Origin of the sequence: Janibacter melonis (genome assembly GCF_003721155.3) — a bacterium.
In the GTDB taxonomy this organism is placed as follows: domain Bacteria; phylum Actinomycetota; class Actinomycetes; order Actinomycetales; family Dermatophilaceae; genus Marihabitans; species Marihabitans melonis.
On record NZ_CP044548.2, the window covers coordinates 2,777,658 to 2,795,693 of the forward strand.

Annotated in this window: 19 protein-coding genes; 9 read left to right on the forward strand and 10 right to left on the reverse strand. The window is 74.7% G+C overall.

The window, feature by feature from the left end:
• The first annotated feature begins 49 nt into the window (after positions 1–49).
• Positions 50–502, forward strand: a complete 453-nt coding sequence (locus tag EEW87_RS13300; RefSeq protein ID WP_123092576.1) for a GlcG/HbpS family heme-binding protein — start codon at positions 50–52, stop codon at positions 500–502.
• Positions 503–665: 163 nt separating this feature from the next.
• Here EEW87_RS13300 and EEW87_RS13305 read toward each other — a convergent pair whose 3' ends face one another.
• The 7 genes from EEW87_RS13305 to EEW87_RS13335 form a co-directional block, all read right to left on the reverse strand.
• Positions 666–1,109, reverse strand: a complete 444-nt coding sequence (locus EEW87_RS13305; protein ID WP_123092575.1) for a RidA family protein — start codon at positions 1,107–1,109, stop codon at positions 666–668.
• Positions 1,103–2,707: a gamma-glutamyltransferase family protein gene (locus EEW87_RS13310; RefSeq protein WP_123092574.1), complete on the reverse strand. Its 1,605-nt coding sequence runs from the start codon at positions 2,705–2,707 to the stop codon at positions 1,103–1,105. Before EEW87_RS13310 ends, EEW87_RS13305 begins: the two co-directional genes overlap by 7 nt.
• A complete protein-coding gene (locus EEW87_RS13315; protein ID WP_123092573.1) occupies positions 2,707–3,108 on the reverse strand; it encodes a Rieske (2Fe-2S) protein in 402 nt (133 codons plus the stop codon). Before EEW87_RS13315 ends, EEW87_RS13310 begins: the two co-directional genes overlap by 1 nt.
• A 13-nt stretch (positions 3,109–3,121) precedes the next feature.
• On the reverse strand, positions 3,122–4,567 hold the full coding sequence (locus EEW87_RS13320) for an aldehyde dehydrogenase family protein (protein WP_123092572.1): 1,446 nt from the start codon (positions 4,565–4,567) through the stop codon (positions 3,122–3,124).
• Positions 4,564–5,808 carry an NAD(P)/FAD-dependent oxidoreductase gene (locus tag EEW87_RS13325; protein ID WP_123092571.1) on the reverse strand — a complete coding sequence of 415 codons (1,245 nt, stop codon included), beginning with the start codon at positions 5,806–5,808 and terminating at the stop codon, positions 4,564–4,566. The genes EEW87_RS13320 and EEW87_RS13325 overlap by 4 nt, the downstream gene beginning before the upstream one ends.
• The gene (locus tag EEW87_RS13330) at positions 5,805–6,152 is read right to left on the reverse strand and encodes a Rieske (2Fe-2S) protein (RefSeq protein ID WP_123092570.1); all 348 of its coding nucleotides are present in this window, start codon (positions 6,150–6,152) and stop codon (positions 5,805–5,807) included. The genes EEW87_RS13325 and EEW87_RS13330 overlap by 4 nt, the downstream gene beginning before the upstream one ends.
• A gap of 92 nt (positions 6,153–6,244) precedes the next feature.
• Complete coding sequence (locus tag EEW87_RS13335; RefSeq protein WP_123092602.1) at positions 6,245–6,964, reverse strand: iron-containing redox enzyme family protein; 720 nt, start codon at positions 6,962–6,964, stop codon at positions 6,245–6,247.
• 183 nt (positions 6,965–7,147) lie between these two features.
• Between EEW87_RS13335 and EEW87_RS13340 the strand changes: the two genes are divergently transcribed.
• Positions 7,148–7,897 carry a YoaK family protein gene (locus tag EEW87_RS13340; RefSeq protein WP_123092569.1) on the forward strand — a complete coding sequence of 250 codons (750 nt, stop codon included), beginning with the start codon at positions 7,148–7,150 and terminating at the stop codon, positions 7,895–7,897.
• Positions 7,894–8,940 carry an Ldh family oxidoreductase gene (locus EEW87_RS13345; protein WP_123092568.1) on the forward strand — a complete coding sequence of 349 codons (1,047 nt, stop codon included), beginning with the start codon at positions 7,894–7,896 and terminating at the stop codon, positions 8,938–8,940. The genes EEW87_RS13340 and EEW87_RS13345 overlap by 4 nt, the downstream gene beginning before the upstream one ends.
• 9 nt (positions 8,941–8,949) lie before the next feature.
• Here EEW87_RS13345 and EEW87_RS13350 read toward each other — a convergent pair whose 3' ends face one another.
• A complete protein-coding gene (locus tag EEW87_RS13350; protein ID WP_123092601.1) occupies positions 8,950–9,864 on the reverse strand; it encodes a transglutaminase family protein in 915 nt (304 codons plus the stop codon).
• A gap of 78 nt (positions 9,865–9,942) precedes the next feature.
• Between EEW87_RS13350 and EEW87_RS13355 the strand changes: the two genes are divergently transcribed.
• The 5 genes from EEW87_RS13355 to EEW87_RS13375 all read left to right on the forward strand — a co-directional run bounded on the left by EEW87_RS13355 (position 9,943) and on the right by EEW87_RS13375 (position 14,838).
• On the forward strand, positions 9,943–10,992 hold the full coding sequence (locus tag EEW87_RS13355) for a CPBP family intramembrane glutamic endopeptidase (RefSeq protein WP_123092567.1): 1,050 nt from the start codon (positions 9,943–9,945) through the stop codon (positions 10,990–10,992).
• 10 nt (positions 10,993–11,002) lie between these two features.
• Positions 11,003–11,428, forward strand: a complete 426-nt coding sequence (locus EEW87_RS13360) for a hypothetical protein (RefSeq protein ID WP_163562458.1) — start codon at positions 11,003–11,005, stop codon at positions 11,426–11,428.
• 80 nt (positions 11,429–11,508) lie between these two features.
• Positions 11,509–12,954, forward strand: a complete 1,446-nt coding sequence (locus tag EEW87_RS13365) for an FAD-binding oxidoreductase (RefSeq protein WP_123092566.1) — start codon at positions 11,509–11,511, stop codon at positions 12,952–12,954.
• A gap of 19 nt (positions 12,955–12,973) precedes the next feature.
• The gene (locus tag EEW87_RS13370; RefSeq protein ID WP_240341602.1) at positions 12,974–13,894 is read left to right on the forward strand and encodes an ROK family protein; all 921 of its coding nucleotides are present in this window, start codon (positions 12,974–12,976) and stop codon (positions 13,892–13,894) included.
• Positions 13,891–14,838: a 1-phosphofructokinase family hexose kinase gene (locus EEW87_RS13375; RefSeq protein ID WP_123092564.1), complete on the forward strand. Its 948-nt coding sequence runs from the start codon at positions 13,891–13,893 to the stop codon at positions 14,836–14,838. Before EEW87_RS13370 ends, EEW87_RS13375 begins: the two co-directional genes overlap by 4 nt.
• A 348-nt stretch (positions 14,839–15,186) precedes the next feature.
• Here EEW87_RS13375 and EEW87_RS13380 read toward each other — a convergent pair whose 3' ends face one another.
• Both EEW87_RS13380 and EEW87_RS13385 read right to left on the reverse strand, forming a co-directional pair.
• Positions 15,187–16,023, reverse strand: a complete 837-nt coding sequence (locus tag EEW87_RS13380) for a class II fructose-bisphosphate aldolase (RefSeq protein ID WP_123092563.1) — start codon at positions 16,021–16,023, stop codon at positions 15,187–15,189.
• Positions 16,024–16,031: 8 nt separating this feature from the next.
• Positions 16,032–16,937, reverse strand: a complete 906-nt coding sequence (locus EEW87_RS13385) for an SIS domain-containing protein (protein WP_123092562.1) — start codon at positions 16,935–16,937, stop codon at positions 16,032–16,034.
• A gap of 112 nt (positions 16,938–17,049) precedes the next feature.
• On the opposite strand from EEW87_RS13385, the gene EEW87_RS13390 reads away from it, so the two are divergent.
• Positions 17,050–17,928: a DeoR/GlpR family DNA-binding transcription regulator gene (locus EEW87_RS13390; protein WP_123092561.1), complete on the forward strand. Its 879-nt coding sequence runs from the start codon at positions 17,050–17,052 to the stop codon at positions 17,926–17,928.
• Positions 17,929–18,036: the final 108 nt, after the last annotated feature.

An 18,036-nucleotide genomic window follows, 5' to 3' on the forward strand; every position in this document is an offset into this window, starting at 1 on the left:
TAGGCCAGGCTCGAGGGGTCAGACCCCCCCATCGCAGCGAAGGACTCTCATGCACCGCATCTACCGGATCACCCTCGACGACGCGCTCCCCGTGCTCGAGGCGGCCCGCGCCAAGGCGGAGGAGATCGGGGTCAAGCAGACGCTGTGCGTCGTCGACGAGAGCGCGAACGTCATCGCCCTGCACCGCATCCCCGGCGCCCGGCTCACCGGCGTCGACATCTCCATCGCCAAGGCCTTTACCGCCGCCGGCCACGAGCGCCCGACGCACAAGTTCAACGAGGGTCCCGACGGCCCCGCCCTGCCCGGCAACGAGGCCTTCGGCATCAGCCACATGCTCCCGGGCAAGTTCGCCATCTTCGTCGGCGGCTTCCCGCTCGAGTTCGACGGCCAGATCGTCGGCGCCATCGGCGTCTCCGGCGGCAACGGCGAGCAGGACAAGGCCGTCGGCGCCGCGGCGATCGAGGCCTTCGCGCGTCACATGGAGCAGAACCCGCCGGTCTGACCTCCGGGCCTGATCCCACCGGCCAAGGCCGGAGAGCCGAGAGCCGCCCCCGTACACCGGACGAGCACCCCCTGGTCGCCCGGCGTGCGGGGGCTTCTGCGTGCCGGCGGGCGCTCGCCGGCGCCGCCTCGTCAGCCCGGGTCGGGCGTCTGCCCGCGGACGGTCAGGGGGCGCCCGCCCGGAGCAGCGCGGTGAGCTCGACCTCGACCGGGGCGTCGCCGGGCAGGCTCGCGACACCGACGGCGGAGCGGGCGCACAGGCCCCGCTCGCCGAGGTGCTCGACGAGCGCGTCCGTCGCGGCGTCGGCGACGGCACTGTGCTCGGTGTACCCGGGCACGGCGTTGACGTAGACCGTCATCCGCAGCAGGCCGGCGACCGCGTCGAGGTCGCCGGCCTGCGACAGCACGGCGACGAGCGCGTTGCGCGCGGCGATCGCGGCGCCCTCTCGGGCGCGGTCGAGGTCGACGGCGCCGCCCACCTGCCCGGTGACGACGAGCGTCCCGTCGACCCGCGGCGTCATGCCGGCGGTCGTCACGAGGTCGCCGGCCCGGCTCGCGGGGACGTAGCGGCCCTGCGGGCGGGGAGGTGCGGGCAGCGGGGTCACCATGCGATCGCCATGCCTTCCATGCGGGGGTCGGCGCCGGCGGAGAGCACGCCGGTCGTCGGGTCCTTCGAGATGGCCATGGCCGAGCCGCCGGGGCCGAAGACCTGCACCGGAATCTCGACGACGTCGTGGCCGTCGGCGCGCAGCCGCGCGATGGTCTGGGGGTCCAGCCCCGCCTCGACCCGGATCTGGGCGGGCGAGCCGAGGACGTCGGCGTCCGAGCCCGGGAAGACGCTGAGCCGGGGGAGCGACACGGCCTGCTGGGGGTCGAGCCCGTGGTCGACGAGGTGGCTGAGCACCTGCATGTTCCACTGCACCTGGCCGTCCCCTCCGGGGCAGCTGCCGACGTGGCGCAGCCCGTCGGCGTCGTCGGCGACCCACGCGTTGAGGGTGTGCAGCGGCTTGCGCCGGGGACGCACCTCGTTGGGGTGGCCCTCGACGAGGTAGGCGCCACGGCCGAGCCGGTTGCCGAGGACGACACCGGTGCCGGGCACGGTGATCCGGGCGCCGAAGGTGAAGGCGAGGGAGTGGATGAAGCTCACGGACCTCCCTTCGGCGTCGACGCAGACCATGCTCGTCGTGTCGCCGTCGGGGGAGGCGGGGACGGGGCCGGCCGTCGTCAGGCCGGCGCGCTGACGGGCGACCCGCTCGGGGTCGAGCAGCTCGCGCCAGGCGTCGGTGTCGCTGCCGACGAGCGCGTACCGGTCGTCGAAGGCGGCCCGGGCTGCACCGGCGAGCGCGGCCACCGAGGCGGCGTCGAGCAGGTCGCCGTCGGCGAGCAGCCCGTCGAGCAGGGCGGCCTGGTGGAGCATCATCCAGCCCGCCGAGGGCAGCGGCGTCTGGTGCACGGTGAGTCCGCGGTACGTCCCGGTGATCGCCGGAGCGGGCTCGACCTGGGCGCCGAGCGCCCACTCCTGCCCGCTGAAGGGGGCTCCGCCGGCGCGCAGGAAGTCCAGCGCCCGCTCGGCGAGCTCGCCCGTGTACATCGCGAAGGGGTCGTCGGCCAGGACGTCGAGGGTGTCGGCGAGGTCGCGCTGGTGGAGCAGCCGTCCGACCTCCGGCACCCGGCCGTCGGGCAGGAAGCAGGCCGCGGTCGACGGGTCTGCGGCCAGGGGCTCGCGCCGCTCGGTGATGTCGTAGCGGTTCTTCGCCGTGCACGCGAAGCCGTGCCGGGCGAGGTCGATGCCGCGGGCCCACAGCTGTGACAAGGGGCGGGTGGCCTCGCGGGCGAGGACGCCGAGCGCGGCGGGGGCGCCCGGCACCGTGACCGACAGGGGGCCGGTGAGCGGGATCGAGGTGTGCCCGCGGCCGCGGAAGAAGGCGAGGTCGGCCCCGTCGGGGCCGTACCCGCTCCCGCCGACCGTCCACACGCGGCCGTCCGGCTCGCGCACGACGGCGAAGGCGTCGCCCCCGATGCCGCACTGGCCGGGCAGCGCCACCCAGCTCACCGCGGCCATCGCGAGCGTCGCGTCGACCGCTGTCCCGCCCTCGGCGAGGACGCGCGCGCCCTCCGCCGTGACGAGCGGGTGGCTCGCGCTCACCGCGGCCTGCCGCCCGAGGACGACCTGCTTGTCCTGGGCGACGGCGACGGGAGCGGTCATCAGTCGCGCGGCTTGCGACGGCGCGGGCCGCCGTGCTCGATGTCGGCCTGGCTGACACCCACGTAGATCTCGCCCTCGTCCTCGCGCACGGGGTAGACGGCGATCGGCTCGGTGGCCGGCGGGTAGATCGGCTGCCCGCCCTCGAGCTCGAAGACGCTGCCGTGGCACGAGCAGCGGATGCCGTCGTCCTGGAGCTTGCCGCTGCTCAGCAGGCAGTCGAGGTGGGTGCAGTAGTTGCTCGTCGCGTACGCCTTGCCGCCGAGGCGGGCGACGGCGCACTCGAGCTCGTCGACGTAGAAGCGGCGCACGTAGCCCTCGGGGACCTGCCCGCTGCGGCACACCTTGTGGAAGACGACCTCCGTGCTGGCGGCGTCGGTGGTCTGCTCGATGTTCTCGGTCATGGTGTCCTCGCGATCAGGGGGTGAAGTAGACGGTCTTGTCGGTCGTGTAGAAGGTCATCATCGAGGCGCCGGCCTGCTCCTTGAAGGTCTGCGTCGACGAGTTCTTCATGCCGCCGAAGGGGGCGTTCATGGCCATGCCGTTCGTCGCCTGGTTGACCTTGACCAGCCCGGTCTCGACGTCGTCGGCGAAGCGGATGGCCTGCCCGATGTCGGAGGTCACGAGACCGGCGGACAGGCCGTACTCGGTGTTGTTGACCACCCGCACCGCCTCGTCGTACGAGCCGACGGTGATGAAGGCGAGGACGGGGGAGAAGATCTCCTCCTGCGCCAGCGCCGACAGCGGGTCGACGTCGCGGAAGATCGTCGGCCGCACGAAGTACCCGCCGCCGGCGGGCTCGGCCCGCTCGTCGCCGGGGGTGACGAGCCGGGCGCCCTCGGCGGCCGCGCCGTCGACGTAGTGCTGGAACTTGTCGACCTGGGCGGCGTTCGCGAGGGGGCCGAAGGTCACCCCGTCGTCGAGGCCGTTGCCGACCCGGGCGGCCTCGGCAACCTCGGCGAGACGGCGGACGAGCTCGTCGGCGACGGCCTCGTGGACGACGACGCGGGAGGTGCCGGTGCAGGCCTGCCCCGAGAGCCCGAAGGCCCCCTTCGCGATGATGCCGACCGCGCGGTCGAGGTCGGAGGTGTCGAGGACGACGAGGGCGTTCTTGCCACCCATCTCGAGCTGGGTGCGCACCTCGGGCCCGCTCACCTCGTGGATCGCGGTGCCGACGGCGGTGGACCCGGTGAAGGTCACGGCGTGGACGTCGTCGTTGGCGACCATGGCCCGGCCGACCTCGGCGTGACCGTGGACGAGGGCGAGCGCGCCGCCGGGGACGCCGGCCTGGACGAGCGCCTCGACGAGGCGCTGACCCATGAGGGGGGTGACCTCGCTGGGCTTGAAGACGACCGCGTTGCCGGCGGCGAGCGCCGGGCCGAGCTTGCGCGAGGGGATGTTGAGGGGGAAGTTCCACGGCGTGATCGCGGCGACGACGCCGACCGGGCCGCGGCGGGTGAAGACGAGCGAGCCGTCGCCGGTGGGGAAGGTCTCTCCCGTCATCCGCAGCGCCTCGCCGGCGAAGAAGCGCAGGTTCTGCGGGGTGCGCGTGGCCTCCATCCGCGCCTCGGCGAGGGTCTTGCCCTCCTCGCGGACGAGCTCGACGGCGAGCTCCTCGGCCTGGGCGGCGAGGATGTCGGCCGCGGCGACGAGGACGTCGGCCCGCTTCTCCGGCGCCGTGGCCGCCCACTCGTGCCGGTGCTGGGCGAGATGGGTGATCGCCTCGTCGACGTCGGCCGCGCTGGAGCACGGGGCCACGGAGACGAGCTCGTCGGGTCGGGCGGGGTTGGTGCGCTCGAAGGATGCCCCTGAGCCCGGCCACACCCACTCCCCACCGATGAAGTTGCCCTTGAGTCGGGTCACGTCGCCGCTCCTTCCAGTGCGTCGAAGAGGTCGCGCTCGGGGTCGGCGAGGAGCTCGCGGGGGACCTCGAGACGCATGGTGACGAGCTCGCGGGCCAGGCCCACGGTGTCCTCGTCGTTGAGGGCGAAGACCGCCGCGACCGCGCCGTCCCGCAGGAAGAACGCCGTGAAGCGCTCGTCCTCGAGGTCGCCGCGCACGACCATCTCGTCGTCGGGCCGGGGGTGCCCGACGCCCTGGAGGTTGGCGCCGAACTGGTCCGACCAGTACCAGTGGGCGTCGCTGTTGGTCGTCTGGACGCCGAGCATCGACTGGGCGGCGACGGAGGCCTGCTTGCTCGCGTTGTCGAAGTGCTCGACGCGCACGCGGCCCTCGGCCTGGGGGTGCTCCTGGCAGGCGACGTCGCCCGCGGCCCACACCCCGGCCATGCTCGTGCGGCAGCTCGCGTCGACGAGGACGCCGTCGCCGCAGGCGATGCCGGAGCGCTCGGCGACCTCGGTGCTCGGGACGATGCCGATGGCGACGACCGCGAGGTCGGCGCGCACCTCGCCCGCGCTCGTCGTGACGACGACGCCGTCGGGCTCCTCGCGCAGCGACTCCACGCCCGTGCTCAGGCGCAGGTCGACGCCGTGCTCGCGCTGCAGCCGTGAGCACACGGCGCCGAGCCGGTCGCCGAGGGCGCGCTGCATGGGCTGCCCGGCCGCCTCGACGACGGTGACCTCGAGGCCTGCGTCGCGGGCGGTCGAGGCGATCTCGGCGCCGATGAAGCCGCCGCCGACGACGACGAGCGAGCGGGCCGAGGCCATCGCGGTGCGCAGGCGGTCGGCGTCGTCGCGGGTGCGCAGGTAGTGGACCCGCTCGCCGGCCGGGGCGCCGGGCAGCTCGCGGGGGGTGCCGCCGGTGGCGAGGAGGACCGCGCCGGCGGGGATGCGCTCCCCGTCCGCGGTGACGACGACGAGAGACCCGGCGGGTCCCCCTTCGCCCTCCTCGACGCGCTCGACGGTCACGCCGGTGCGCACGGTGACGTCGTTGCCGTCGGTCCAGTCCTGCGGCAGGAGGTCGACGCTCGCGGCGGGGTCGGCGAGGTAGTCCTTCGACAGCGGCGGGCGCTGGTAGGGGCGGTGCGGCTCGCCGGCGAGGACGAGGGCCGGGCCCTCGTACTTCTTGCGGCGCAGGGTGCGCACGGCGACGGCCGCGCACTGCCCGCCGCCGACGACGACGACGCTGCTCGGGTGGGCGCTCATGCCGGCACCAGCCCCGAGAGCTCGGTCTTGTCTGCGGGGTCGAGGCTCACCGCGATGGCGCCGTCGTCCGAGACGCGCACCGCGTAGGTCGGCTGGCAGCCGTCCTGGTCGTCGGGCTCGCCGGTCTCGGGGTCGAACTTCCACTGGTGCCCGGGGCAGATGACCTTGCCGAAGAGGAGGGTGCCCTTGCTGAGGCGGCGCTCCTCGTGGACGCAGATGTCGTTGAGCGCGTAGACCTTGCCGCCGACCCAGAAGAGGGCGACGGGGGTGCCGTCGACCTCGACGGCCTTCTTCTTGCGCAGGCTGAGGTCCTTGACGCTCGCGACGTCGTGCCACTGGCCCATGGGGTGCTCCTCGGTGATCTCGGGGCCGGGTACCGGCCGAAGGGTGCGACGAGGGCGGGCGCCGTGACCCGGCGCCCGCCCTGTCGGCTCGGTCAGGCGGCGACCCGACCGAGGTCCTCGGCGACATAGCTGTCGTAGAGGGCCTTGGTGTAGCTGAAGCGCATCTCGGCGCCGATCCGCACGTACTCGAGGCAGCGCTGCTGCAGCTCGGGGGTGTCGGCCCCCTCGAGGACGATCTGGTAGCCGCGCTCGCCGTGCACCTCGTCGGAGGTGATGTGGAGGTCGAAGAACTCGATCTCGTCCTCGTCGAAGCCGTACGTCTCACGCAGGGGGACGATCTGCTTCTTGTAGATCTGCGGGACCTGCGACTCGAGGCCGACGATGAGCGCCGCAGTCGCGACGACGTAGTGCTCGCGGGAGGCGACCATGTAGCACCACGCCTGCAGGCCACGGGTCACGGCGTTCATGTTGCTCGGGTCCTCGACCCGCTCCTTCGTCGTGCCGCAGACCTCCGCGAAGCGGATGAGCAGGTCGGTGTGACGGATGTCGGCCAGCTCCTCCTCGTACATGTTCTGCAGGAGGAAGTCCTTGGCGTCCTGGTGGGTCTCGGGGGTGTTGGCGTAGACCAGCCCGAGGTAGTCGGCGAAGGGGCCGACGTAGTGGTAGTGGTTCTCCGCCCAGCGGGCGAAGTGCTTGCGCTCGAGCTTGCCGTCAGCCCAGGCCTGGCTGAACGACGCGGTCGAGGCCTCGCGGCCCTTGATCGCGTCCTCGAGCGCGGCGCGGAAGTCTTCCTTCGACAGCAGATCTGCCATGACGATCACCTTTTCCTCAACGTCTTCACGGGGGCCGGTGCTCTCGCTGCGGCCCTGGTGCGATACGACGACGCTAGGGGCGGCCGGGGGGTCGTCACCACGGTCAAGATGCACACGAATACGGCCTGATCGTCGTGCACATCCACCCGACCCCGGCGCGCCCGGGTTTGGGAGCATGCTCGGGTGAGCACACCCGAGAGCACCCGTCCCGCCGACCCGCTTCCGGCGCCGCCCGTGAGCGAGGACGCCGAGCGTCGCGCCGCCGGCGAGCGGCTGCGCGCCGGCCTCGTCGTCGTCCTCGCGATCGCCAGCGGCGCGACCGACGCGCTGGGCTTCCTCGCGCTGGGCAACGCCTTCACGAGCGTCATGACGGGCAACATGGTCCTCTTCGGCGTCGCCGCCGCGCATGGTGACGGGTCAGAGATGCTCCTCACCGCGGTCGCCATCGGCGCCTTCGTCGCGGGCGCCGCGCTCGGCGCCCGGATCGCCGGCACGGCCGCACCGGGCGACCCGGTGTGGCCCCGCGCCGTCACCGTGGCCCTCGTCGTCGAGCTCGTCCTCTTCGCCGGCGTGAGCATCGCGTGGTGGGGCTTCGGGGCCGAGCCGCCCCGGGCCGCCTTCCTGCCGATGCTCGCCGCCGCGGCGGCCGCGCTCGGCCTGCAGTCGAGCGCGATCCAGCGCTTCGGCGTCTCGGGCCTTTCGACGACCTATCTCACCGGCACGCTGACGACCGTCGTCATCCGTCTCGTCTCCGGGCACGGCGTGCGCGCGGTCCGGCACTCGGCGCTCATCCTCCTCGGGCTCGTCGTCGGCGCTGCGGCGATGGCCGGCCTGCTCGCGAGCGTGCCGATGCTCGCGCCGGTGCTGCTCGTCGGCACCGTCGGCTCGGTGCTCGTCGTCGTGCTCCTGCGCCGGGCGCTGGTGCACCGATGAGCCGCCACGTCGCACTCGGCGAGCTGCACCGCTTCGCCGCAGATGCCCTGCGGGCCGTCGGCATGTCCGTCGAGCACGCGGGCTGGACCGCGGACGGCCTCGTCTGGGCGGACGCGCACGACCTGCCGGCGCACGGGGTGTCGAGCAAGCTCGTCCAGTGCGTCGCCCGGGTGCGCGCCGGGGGCACCGACGCCACCGCACCGGTCGTCCCGGTCCTCGAGCGCCCGGCCTACGCGGTGCTCGACGCGTGCGACGGGTGGGGCCAGGTCGCCGGCACGGACGCGATGCGTCGCGCGGTCGCCAAGGCCGGGGCGCTCGGCGTCGGCGCCGTCTCCGTGCGGCGGACCTCCTCGGCCGCGGCGATGGGCTACTACGCCGACCTCGCGGCCTCGGCCGGCATGCTCGGCATCGCCGTGACGAACGGCCCGCCGCTCGTCGCCGCACCCGGCGGCACCCGCCGCGTCGTGAGCAACATGGGGCACGCCGTCGCGGCCCCCGCCGGCGAGCACGGCCGGGTCCTCTACGACACCGCGACGACGACGATGTCGACGGGGCAGATGGACCTGCACCGCGAGCGCGGCGAGGAGCTGCCCGAGGGCGTGCTGCGCGACGCGCAGGGCGAGCCCACGCGCGACCCGTCGCTGTGGTCGACCGGGCTGCTCGAGCCGATCGGCGGGCACCGCGGCTTCGGCCTGAGCATCGCCCTCGAGCTGCTCACGGGGGTGCTCGCCGGGGGCGAGCGCTTCGGCGACGAGGTCGGCCTGCCGACCCGGCACGACGAGACCCAGGGCGTGAGCCTGATGATGATCGCCGTCGCGCCGGCCGAGGGCGTCGACCTCGCCGCCCGGGCCCAGGAGCTCGTCGACCGCGTCGTCGCGAGCGGGCCGGACGCGCGGACGCCGGGGCTGCGGGCGGTCACCGCCGCCGCCCGGGCCGAGTGGGAGGGCGTGCCCTACGGCGACGAGCAGCTCGAGCGGCTCGCGTCCCTCGCCGACGAGCTCGACGTCGCCCCGCCGGGGGTCACGAGCCCGGCAGCGCGCTGACCCCGGTGCTCAGATGGCGTCGTCGAGCCGGGTGAGCGTCGTCTCGTAGGAGAAGTCGACCTCCGCGGGCGTCGTCGTCCCGCTGATGGGCGCAGCGCTGCTCGGGCGCGGCGTGCACGAGAGCGGGATGTGCCCCTCGGCGGCGAGCAGCCCCGAGGTCGGGTCGAGCCCGACCCAGCCCGCACCGGGGACGTAGGCCTCGGCCCACGCGTGCAGCTCGGCGCTGTCGCGCGACGGGCCGTCCTCACCGGGGGTCTGGAGCTGCAGGAGGTAGCCCGAGGCGAAGCGCGCGGCCAGGCCGGCATGACGGAGCACCGCGACGAGCAGCCACGACGAGTCGCGGCAGGAGCCCACGGCGCGCTCCAGCGTCTCGTGCGGTGCCTGCGTCCCCGGCTCCATCCGGGTCGAGTAGGCGACGTGCACGCGCACCGCGCGGTTGAGGCGGACGAGCAGCTCGACGACAGGCAGCTCACCCCCTTCGTCCCCGATCGCCCCGGCGATCGTCGACTCGACCCATGCGGTCGACTCCTGCGACAGGCCCGACCCTCGCGGCCCGTCGTCGACGGGCTGCAGGTAGGCCCCGAGGTCGTCGCGGAGGTCGGCCGGGTAGGCGAAGGGGGCGGTGCTCGCGTAGTCCTCGACGAAGAAGTCGAAGGGGTTGACCGGCGTGAGGTCGGCGACGAGGTCGACCGTGACCTCGAGCTCGTCGGCGGGGGCGGTGAAGACGACTTGGCCGACCCACCCGCCGAAGGGGTCCTGGTGCCACCGCAGGACGTGCTCGGCCGGCTCGACCCGCAGCTCGTAGCCCGAGACCGGGGTGCGTGCGTGCGGCGCGGGGCGCAGGCGGATCGCGTGGGGGAAGAGGTGGACCGGCTCGGCGAAGCGGTACGTCGTGCGGTGGTGCAGGGCGGCGCGGGTCGTCACGGCCTCCACCCTAGGGTCGGGCCGACCCATCCCCTGGTCTGATGGCCACGCCCAGGTCGGCAGGGGAGGATCAGGGGCATGACGCAGCAGGCCTACCCGCAGATGCAGCCCGCACCGCAGTGGACCCCGCCCGCCCCGGCGCCCCCGGTGCTCGCCGACGGCGCCGAGTACCACCTCGCGCTCACCGGCCCGGGGCAGTCGTGGTGGCGGCCGGTCGTCGCGCTGCTCACCGTGCTCGCCGGCTTCCTCGCGATCACCATCGGCTTCGGGATCGTCCTCGTCATCGGGCTGGTCGTCATCTCCGGGGGCGACCTCGACGCCGTCCTGGCCGACGAGAGCGCGATGCTGCGGATGGACGACCCCTTCGTCTTCGCGACGCAGAACCTCATGCTCGCCGCGCTCATCCCGCTCGCCGGCCTGACGACGTGGCTCGTGCACCGGGTACGACCGGGCTTCCTGTCCTCGGTCGTCGGGCGCTTCCGGTGGGGCTGGGCGGGCTGGTGCGCCCTGCTCCTCGTGCCGCTGTGGGGCGGGTACGTCGTCCTCGTCAGCGCCGTGCTGCCGACGAGCGCGGCCGGCGGCGGGCTCGGCGACGCCGCGCAGCGGCCCGAGCACTGGGTTCTCCTGCTCGTCCTCATGCTCCTCACGACGCCGCTGCAGAGCGCCGGCGAGGAGTACCTCTTCCGCGGCTGGATCATGCAGCAGATGGGCGCGGCCTTCCGTCACCGCTGGGCCGCGCTCGTCGCGTCGGTCCTCGTCTCCTCGGCGCTCTTCGCCCTCGCCCACGGCTCGCTCGACGTGTGGGTGCTCCTCGACCTCATGGGCATGGCGACGGGCATGGTCATCCTCACCTGGCGCACCGGTGGTCTCGAGGCCGCCGTCGTGCTCCACGCGGTGAACAACCTCTTCGCCATCGGCTACGCGATCCTCTTCGGCGACCTCGCCGCGAGCTTCATCGACACGAGCACGACGAGCACGTGGGCCGCGACGCTCGTGTCGTGGGTCGCCGTCGCCGTCGCGACGACCGCGCTGCTCCTGCTCGCCCGGCGCCTCGGCGTGCAGCGCACCGTCGTGCCGCGCCCGACCGCGCCGGCCCCGGTGGCTCCGCCCCAGCCGGCCTGGCGCTGAGGGCGCTGTCATGAGCCGTCGCCACGACCGGCCGACCTTCGCCGAGATGGTCCGCCAGCCCACGTGGAGCGAGCAGGAGGCCTCGACGACCGGGAGGCACGCCGTGCGCCCCGGCACGTACAACCGGGCCGGCGAGCTCTTCGACCCCGAGGGGGCGCCTCTGCGGAAGGTGCGCGACGACGTCACGGCCGACGACGCGCGCCGCCTCCTCGTGGAGGGTGCACGGCTCGTGCACGAGAGCTGCGGGTGCGGGGGCCACGGCGGGTGCCCGCCGCGCTGGTTCGAGGCGACGGAGGTCTCCGCCGTGCTCGCCGACGAGCGGGCCGCCTGGGTCCACGACGAGGACGAGGGCGGCTGGGCTGACGTGTGGGCCGGCGCCGCCGGCGAGGTCGTCTACGCGCACGGCGAGATCGCCTGGCTGCCCGAGCAGGGCTGAGCCTCGCGCCGTCGCGGCCGCGGCGAGACCGCCCGGCGCATCTGCACAACCGACACGCGCGCTGCGGCGTCTGAGGGGGCATGAGCCAGCAGCAGCGCGGCACCGGCGCCGCTCCCACCCGCCGGACGGTCCTGGCCGGGGCGCTCGCAGCGACCTCGACCCTCGCGACGACCGGGGCGGTCGCCGCCCCCTTCGTGCGTCGCACCACGCGCACCACCGCCGCCGACTGGCAGGCCCTCGACCGGGCGATCAGCGGTGACGTCCTCACCCCGGGCGACAGCGCGTACTCGAGCGCCCGCAGGCTCTTCAACCCCAGGTGGGACGGCGTGAGCCCGGCCGCGGTCGTGCGGGTGCGCAGCACCGCCGACGTCAGCGAGGCCGTCGACTTCGCCCGCAGCCGCGGCGTGCGCGCGGTCGTCCGGGGCGGCGGCCACTCCTACGTCGGCGCGTCGACCCGCACCGACGCCATGGTCCTCGACCTGCGCGCGCTCGACTCGGTCTCGCTGTCGGGCACGACGGCGAGCGTCGGGGGAGGGGCGACCCTCTACCCGGTGAAGTCCGCGCTCGCCGCCCGTGGTCGCTCGATCCCCACGGGCAGCTGCCCCACCGTCGGCGCCGGGGGGCTGACCCTCGGCGGCGGGCTGGGCGTGGACTCGCGCGCGCACGGCCTGACGAGCGACGCCGTCGTCGGTGCCACGGTGGTCACCCGCGACGGGTCGGTGCACCGGGTCGACGCGACGAACGGCAGCTCGCTCTTCTGGGCGCTGCGCGGCGGCGGGACCGGCCTGGGTGTCGTCACGGTGTGGCGCTACCGGACCCACGCGACCCGGCGCACCGGCTTCTTCTTCCTCACCTTCCCCACCTCGGCCGCGGTGCGCGTCCTCACCGGGTGGTCCCGGTGGCAGGCCGCGGCGCCCCGGTCGGTCTGGGGGAGCGCCCACGTCGAGGCGATGGGCTCGAAGGGGGTCCGCGTCCGGGTCGTCGGGGTGTGCGCCGCGGGTCAGGAGGCGGCCCAGGCCGAGGCGCTCGTGCGCGCCGTCGGGGTCTCGCCGACGTCGCGGTCGACGCGCAGCACCGACTACCTCGACGGGGTGCGGCTGCTCGGGGGCGGGACGACCTCGGCGCGCGAGAGCTTCTACGCCGGGTCGGACGTGCTGCGGGTGATGACGACGGGCACGGCCGAGGCCGTCGTCGGGGTGATGGCTCGGCGGGCACGTAGCGGCGGCACGGGAGCGGCGATCCTCGACCCGCTCGACGGCCGGGTGCAGGACCTCGAGCGCGACGACACCGCCTTCCCGTGGCGCGCCCACACGGCGACGGTGCAGTGGTACCTCGGGCTGTCGTCGAGCTCGGCGACGGCGTGGTCGGCGGCCGCTGACGTCGTCGACGCGGCCCACTCAGCCCTGGGGTCGCGCTCCTCGGGCGGGTACGTCAACTACCTCGAGCGATCCCGTCCGCTGCGCGACTACCTGGCCGGCAACGCCGACCGCGTGGCCTACCTCCGCACGAGGTATGGGGTCCGCTGAGCACACCTACGATGAGCGCGTGACCGACCCCATCGACCGCAGCGCCGTCGTCGGGGTCGACGTCGGCGGCACCCGCATCAAGTCCGTGCTCGTCGACGGCGAGGGCGAGGTGCTCGCCGCCAAGGTCGTCCCCACGCCGAGCCGTCCGGGTCCCGAGCTCGGCCGCGTCGCCGCCGGTCTGCGCCGCGACCTCGAGGACGAGGCCGGGGTGCCCGCGGGCGCGCTCGCGGTCGTCGTGCCGGGCCTGGTCGAGGAGGTCGTCGGCATCGCCCGGTGGTCGGCGAACCTCGGCTGGAGCGACCTGCCCCTCACCCAGCTGCTCGCCGAGCACCTCGACGTACCGGTGACGAGCGGCCACGACGTGCGCGCTGGCCTGCTCGCGGAGCACCGCCTGGGGGCCGCGCGCGGTGTGGACGACGTCGTCTTCCTCCCCCTGGGCACCGGCATCGCCGCGGCCCAGATGACGGGCGGTCAGGTCGTCGCCGGGTCGCCGTGGACCGGCGAGGTCGGTCACGTCGTCGTGCGCCCGGGCGGGCCCGTGTGCGGCTGCGGGGCGAAGGGCTGCCTCGAGGCCGTCGCGAGCGCGGCGGCGCTCGGTCGCGCGTGGAGCGCCGCGAGCGGTGAGGAGCGCGACGCCGAGCACCTCGCCGGTGCGGTCGCTCAGGGCGACCCGGCTGCGGTGCAGATCTGGCAGCAGGCGGTCGAGGACCTCGCCCTCGTGCTCGCACCGGTGATCTCCGCGGCGGGCACCCGTCTGCTGCTCGTCGGTGGCGGTCTCGTGCTCTCCGGTGACCTGCTGCTCGACCCCCTTCGCTCCGCGCTCGCCGCTCGCCTGCCCGGGCGGACCGACCTCGAGGTCGCCCCCGCCGCCCTGGGTGACCGCGCCGGGGCGCTCGGCGCCGCGTGCCTGGCCGCCGACCTCGTGAGGAGCGCCCGATGATCGTCACCGTCACGCCCAACCCCGCGCTCGACGTCACCGGCCACGTCGGCCGGGTCGTCGTCGGCGAGAGCCACCGCCTCACCCGTGTCACCGCCCGCGCAGGGGGCAAGGGGGTCAACGTCGCCGCGGTCGCCTCCGCGCTCGGCGTGCCCGCGACCGCCATCCTCGCGGTCGGTCCGGAGAGCGCCGCGACCTTCGAGACCGATCTCGCCCGTCGGGGGGTGCCCGCAGTGCTCGTCCCCAGCCCGGTGCCGACGCGGCGGTCGGTCGCCGCCGTCGACGCCGACGGCGAGGCGACGGTGCTCAACGAGGAGGGCGAGGCGCCGCCGTCGCAGACGTGGGACGCGCTCGTCGAGGCGCTCGCGCGAGCGTGCGACGGGTCCGACGCGCTCGTCGTCTCGGGGTCCGTCGCTCCCGGGTCGCCCGACGGGGTCGTCACCCGGCTGCTGCGGACCGGCGCCGCCGCGGGCTGCGCGCTCGTCGCCGACGCGCGGGGCGAGGACCTGCTGGTGGCGCTGGAGACCGTGCGGAGGGAGGGCTGGCGGCTGCTCGCCAAGCCCAACCTCTCCGAGGCGCGCGAGAGCCTCGGCGACGGCGCGCTCGACGCGGCGGCGTGCGCGGCCGCCCTGCTCGACCTCGGCGCGTGGTGCGCGGTCGTCTCCGACGGCGCACGGGGCCTCGTCCTCGCGGTCCGCGACGGGGACGGTGTCGCCGGCTGGTCCGCCCGCCTGCCCGAGCCGGTCCGGGGCAACCCCACGGGCGCGGGCGACGCGCTCACCGCCGCGCTCGCCGCCCACCTGGGCCCGCGGGAGCCGGACTGGGAGCTGGCCCTGCGCGCCGGCGTCGCCTGGTCCGCCGCCGCCGTGCTGCGCCCGGTCGCCGGCGAGGTCGACCCCGACGACGTCGCCCGTCTCGAGACACAGGTCGAGATCACGCGTCTCTGAGGGGCTCGCGCGCCGCCCCCTTCGCCCCTCGACCTGCCACCCTTCCCGCTGAGCACCGCTCCTGGTCCGTGAGGCCCGCTCTTCGCGGGCCGGCGAGGACCGGGGCTCGCGGACTGCGAGCGGGGTTCGGCGAAGGGGAGGCGTCTGCGGGTGGGGTGGTGGCGGCGGTCTCGAGGCTCAGGCCCGACGGCGTCCGTACCTCGACCACCGAGGGGGCTCGCCCCCTTCGCGCCTCGATCTGCCACCCTTCCCGCTGAGCACCGCTCCTGGTCCGTGAGGGCCGCTCTTCGCGGGCCGGCGAGGACCGGGGCTCGCGGACGTGGAGCGGGGTTCGGCGAAGGGGGAGGGTCAGGGGCGCAGGGCGAGGAGGCGCAGGAGGCGCTCGGCCTCGGCGGCCACCGCGTCTCGGCCGGCGCCGAGGTAGGCGCGGGTGTCGACGGTCGGGCGGTCGGCGAGACGGGCCGACATCGCCTGCGTGAAGACGGAGTTGAGGTGCGTCGCGATGTTGATCTTCGTCATCCCCGCCCGGACCGCGCCGACGAGACCGTCGTCGGGGACCCCGCTCGAGCCGTGCAGGACGAGCGGCACCGGCACCTGGGCGGCGATCGCGGCCACGAGGTCCTCGTCGAGACGGGCGGTGCGCTCGGTCATCGCGTGCGAGCTGCCGACCGCCACAGCGAGGGCGTCGACGCCGGTGTCCTCGACGAAGCGGGCGGCATCGGCGGGGTCTGTGCGCGCCCCCGGGGCGTGCACGCCGTCCTTGCCGCCGACCTCGCCGAGCTCGGCCTCGAGGCTGGCACCCGCTGCAGCGCACCAGCCGGCCACCTGGCGGGTGGTCTCCCGGTTGGCTTCGTCGGGCAGGGTCGAGCCGTCGTACATCACCGAGGTGATGCCGAGGTCGAGCGCCTCGCGGACGAGCTCGACGGAGACGGCGTGGTCGAGGTGGACGACGACGGGCTGGGCGCAGTCCTCGGCGATCGCGAGGGTCGCGAGCGCGAGCGGGCGTAGCGACCCGTGGTAGCGCACGCAGTTCTCGCTGATCTGCATGACGACCGGCAGGCCCGTGGCCTCGGCGGCCGTCGCGTACGCCTCGGCGTGCTCGAGCTGGATGACGTTGAAGGCCGCGACGCCGGTCCCGCCCTCACGGGCCGGGCGCAGGACGGAGACGAGGTCGACGGCGCCCATCGCGGCGGTCAGCTCTCGTCGAGGACGATCGAGCGGGTGAGGTGGCGCGGCTGGTCTGGGTCGACGCCCAGGGCCTCGGCGCGCGCCATGCACAGCCGGTGCACGCGCACGAGCTCGGCCATGGGGTCGAGGTCGCGGTGCTCGACGTGCGCACCGGTCGCCGCGACCTGCTCGGCCAGGCCCTGCGGCAGGTCGCCGATGCCCCAGACGGCGCGGCCGCCCGTCGCGATGCTGATCGGGCCGTGGCGGTACTCCATGGCCGGGTAGGACTCGGCCCAGAACTGCGCGGACTCGCGCAGCTTCAGGGCTGCCTCGTGGGCCAGGCCGACCGTCCAGCCCTGCCCGAGGAAGGTCACCTGCTCGGCGGTGAGCAGCGGGCCGAGGTCGGCGACGTCCTGGGCGAGCACCTCGCGGGCGTCGGAGACGGCGCGGGAGAGGTCGTCGCCCAGGCTCGCGCGCAGCAGGGCGAGGGTCGAGGTGGCGAAGCGGGTCTGCACGACGGACTGCTCGTCGACGTCCGCCATCGAGATCGTCGACTCCGAGCGTTCGAAGACGGGCGTGCCCGGCGTCGCGACGAGGCTGACGTGGGGGGTGCCGGCGGCGCGCAGCTGCTCGACGACCTCGGCCACCTCGGTCGTCGTGCCCGAGCGGCAGATGACGACGACCCGGTCGTAACCGCGGTCGAGACGGTGCTCGCTGGCCGCCCACGCGTCGGTGAGGCCTTGCCCGAGCTCCTCGCGCCGTGCGGCGTAGGCCTGGCCCATGAACCACGACGTGCCGCACCCGATCGTCGCGACGCGCTCGCCCGGGCGGGGGAGGAGGTCGGCCACCTCCGGCAGCCGAGCGGCGGTCCGCTCCCAGTCCTGCGGCTGCCCCTCGACCTCGCGGGCCAGGTGGGTACGGGGATCGGTCATGGTGCAGCTCCTGAGGCGTCGGTCGGCGCGATCCACCGTGCTGATCGCTGATGCTCAGTTATTAGCCTAATCGCGCACAAGCGCGCACGTCCACTGCCGCTACCATCTGACCATGGCAGACGACGCAGTGCCGCGCCACCGTCCGGGCCCCGGCGCCGGCACCGCCCTGCCCGACGCGCCCTCGGGCACGCCGCCGGCCACCCGATCGGGCCGCTGGTCGGCGATGCTCGACCTGCTCGCGACGACCGGCCGCCTCGGGGTGACCGAGACCGCCGAGCGGCTCGGGGTGAGCGAGGCGACGGTGCGCCGCGACTTCGCCGAGCTCGCCCGACGCCAGCTCGTCACCCGCCAGCACGGCGGCGTCGTCGCCGCCTCGATCGCCTACGAGCTGCCCTACCGCTACCGCTCCAGCCAGGGCGACGAGTCCCTCGCCCGGATCGGCGCGAAGGTCGCCGAGCTCGTGCGGCCCGGTCAGGTCGTCGGCCTCAACGGCGGCACGACGACGACCGCGGTCGCCCGCGCCCTCACGGCGCGTGAGGAGCTGCTCGCGGCCCCGGGTCTGAGCATCGTCACCAACGCCCTCAACATCGCCGCCGAGGCGGTGCTCCGCCAGCACGTGCGGTGCGTGAGCCTGGGCGGGGTCGCCCGACCGGAGTCCTTCGAGACGACCGGGCCGATCGCGATGCAGGCGCTCGAGCAGCTGTGGCTCGACACGGCCGTCGTCGGGGTCACGGGTCTCACCGTGCGCGAGGGGGCGACCTGCGACCTCGAGGACGAGGCCGCCCTCATCCGGGGCATGATCGCCCGGGCCGGCGAGGTCGTCGTCGTCACCACCGCCGTCAAGCTCGGCACGCGCGGCTTCGCGTCGATCTGCGGTGCAGCCCAGATCACCCACCTCGTGACGACCCGCCCGGAGGGCGAGGGTGCCGCGGTCGCGGAGAAGCAGCTGCAGGCGATGACGGCGGTCGGGGTGCAGGTCCACATCGTGTGATCGAGCGTGCGCGTTTCGTGACACGAGCACGCACGAACGTCCTTGCGCAGAGGGCATGCCAGGCCTAGGTTGTCCCCCATAGCGCGACCGGCGAGGCGAGCACCACGC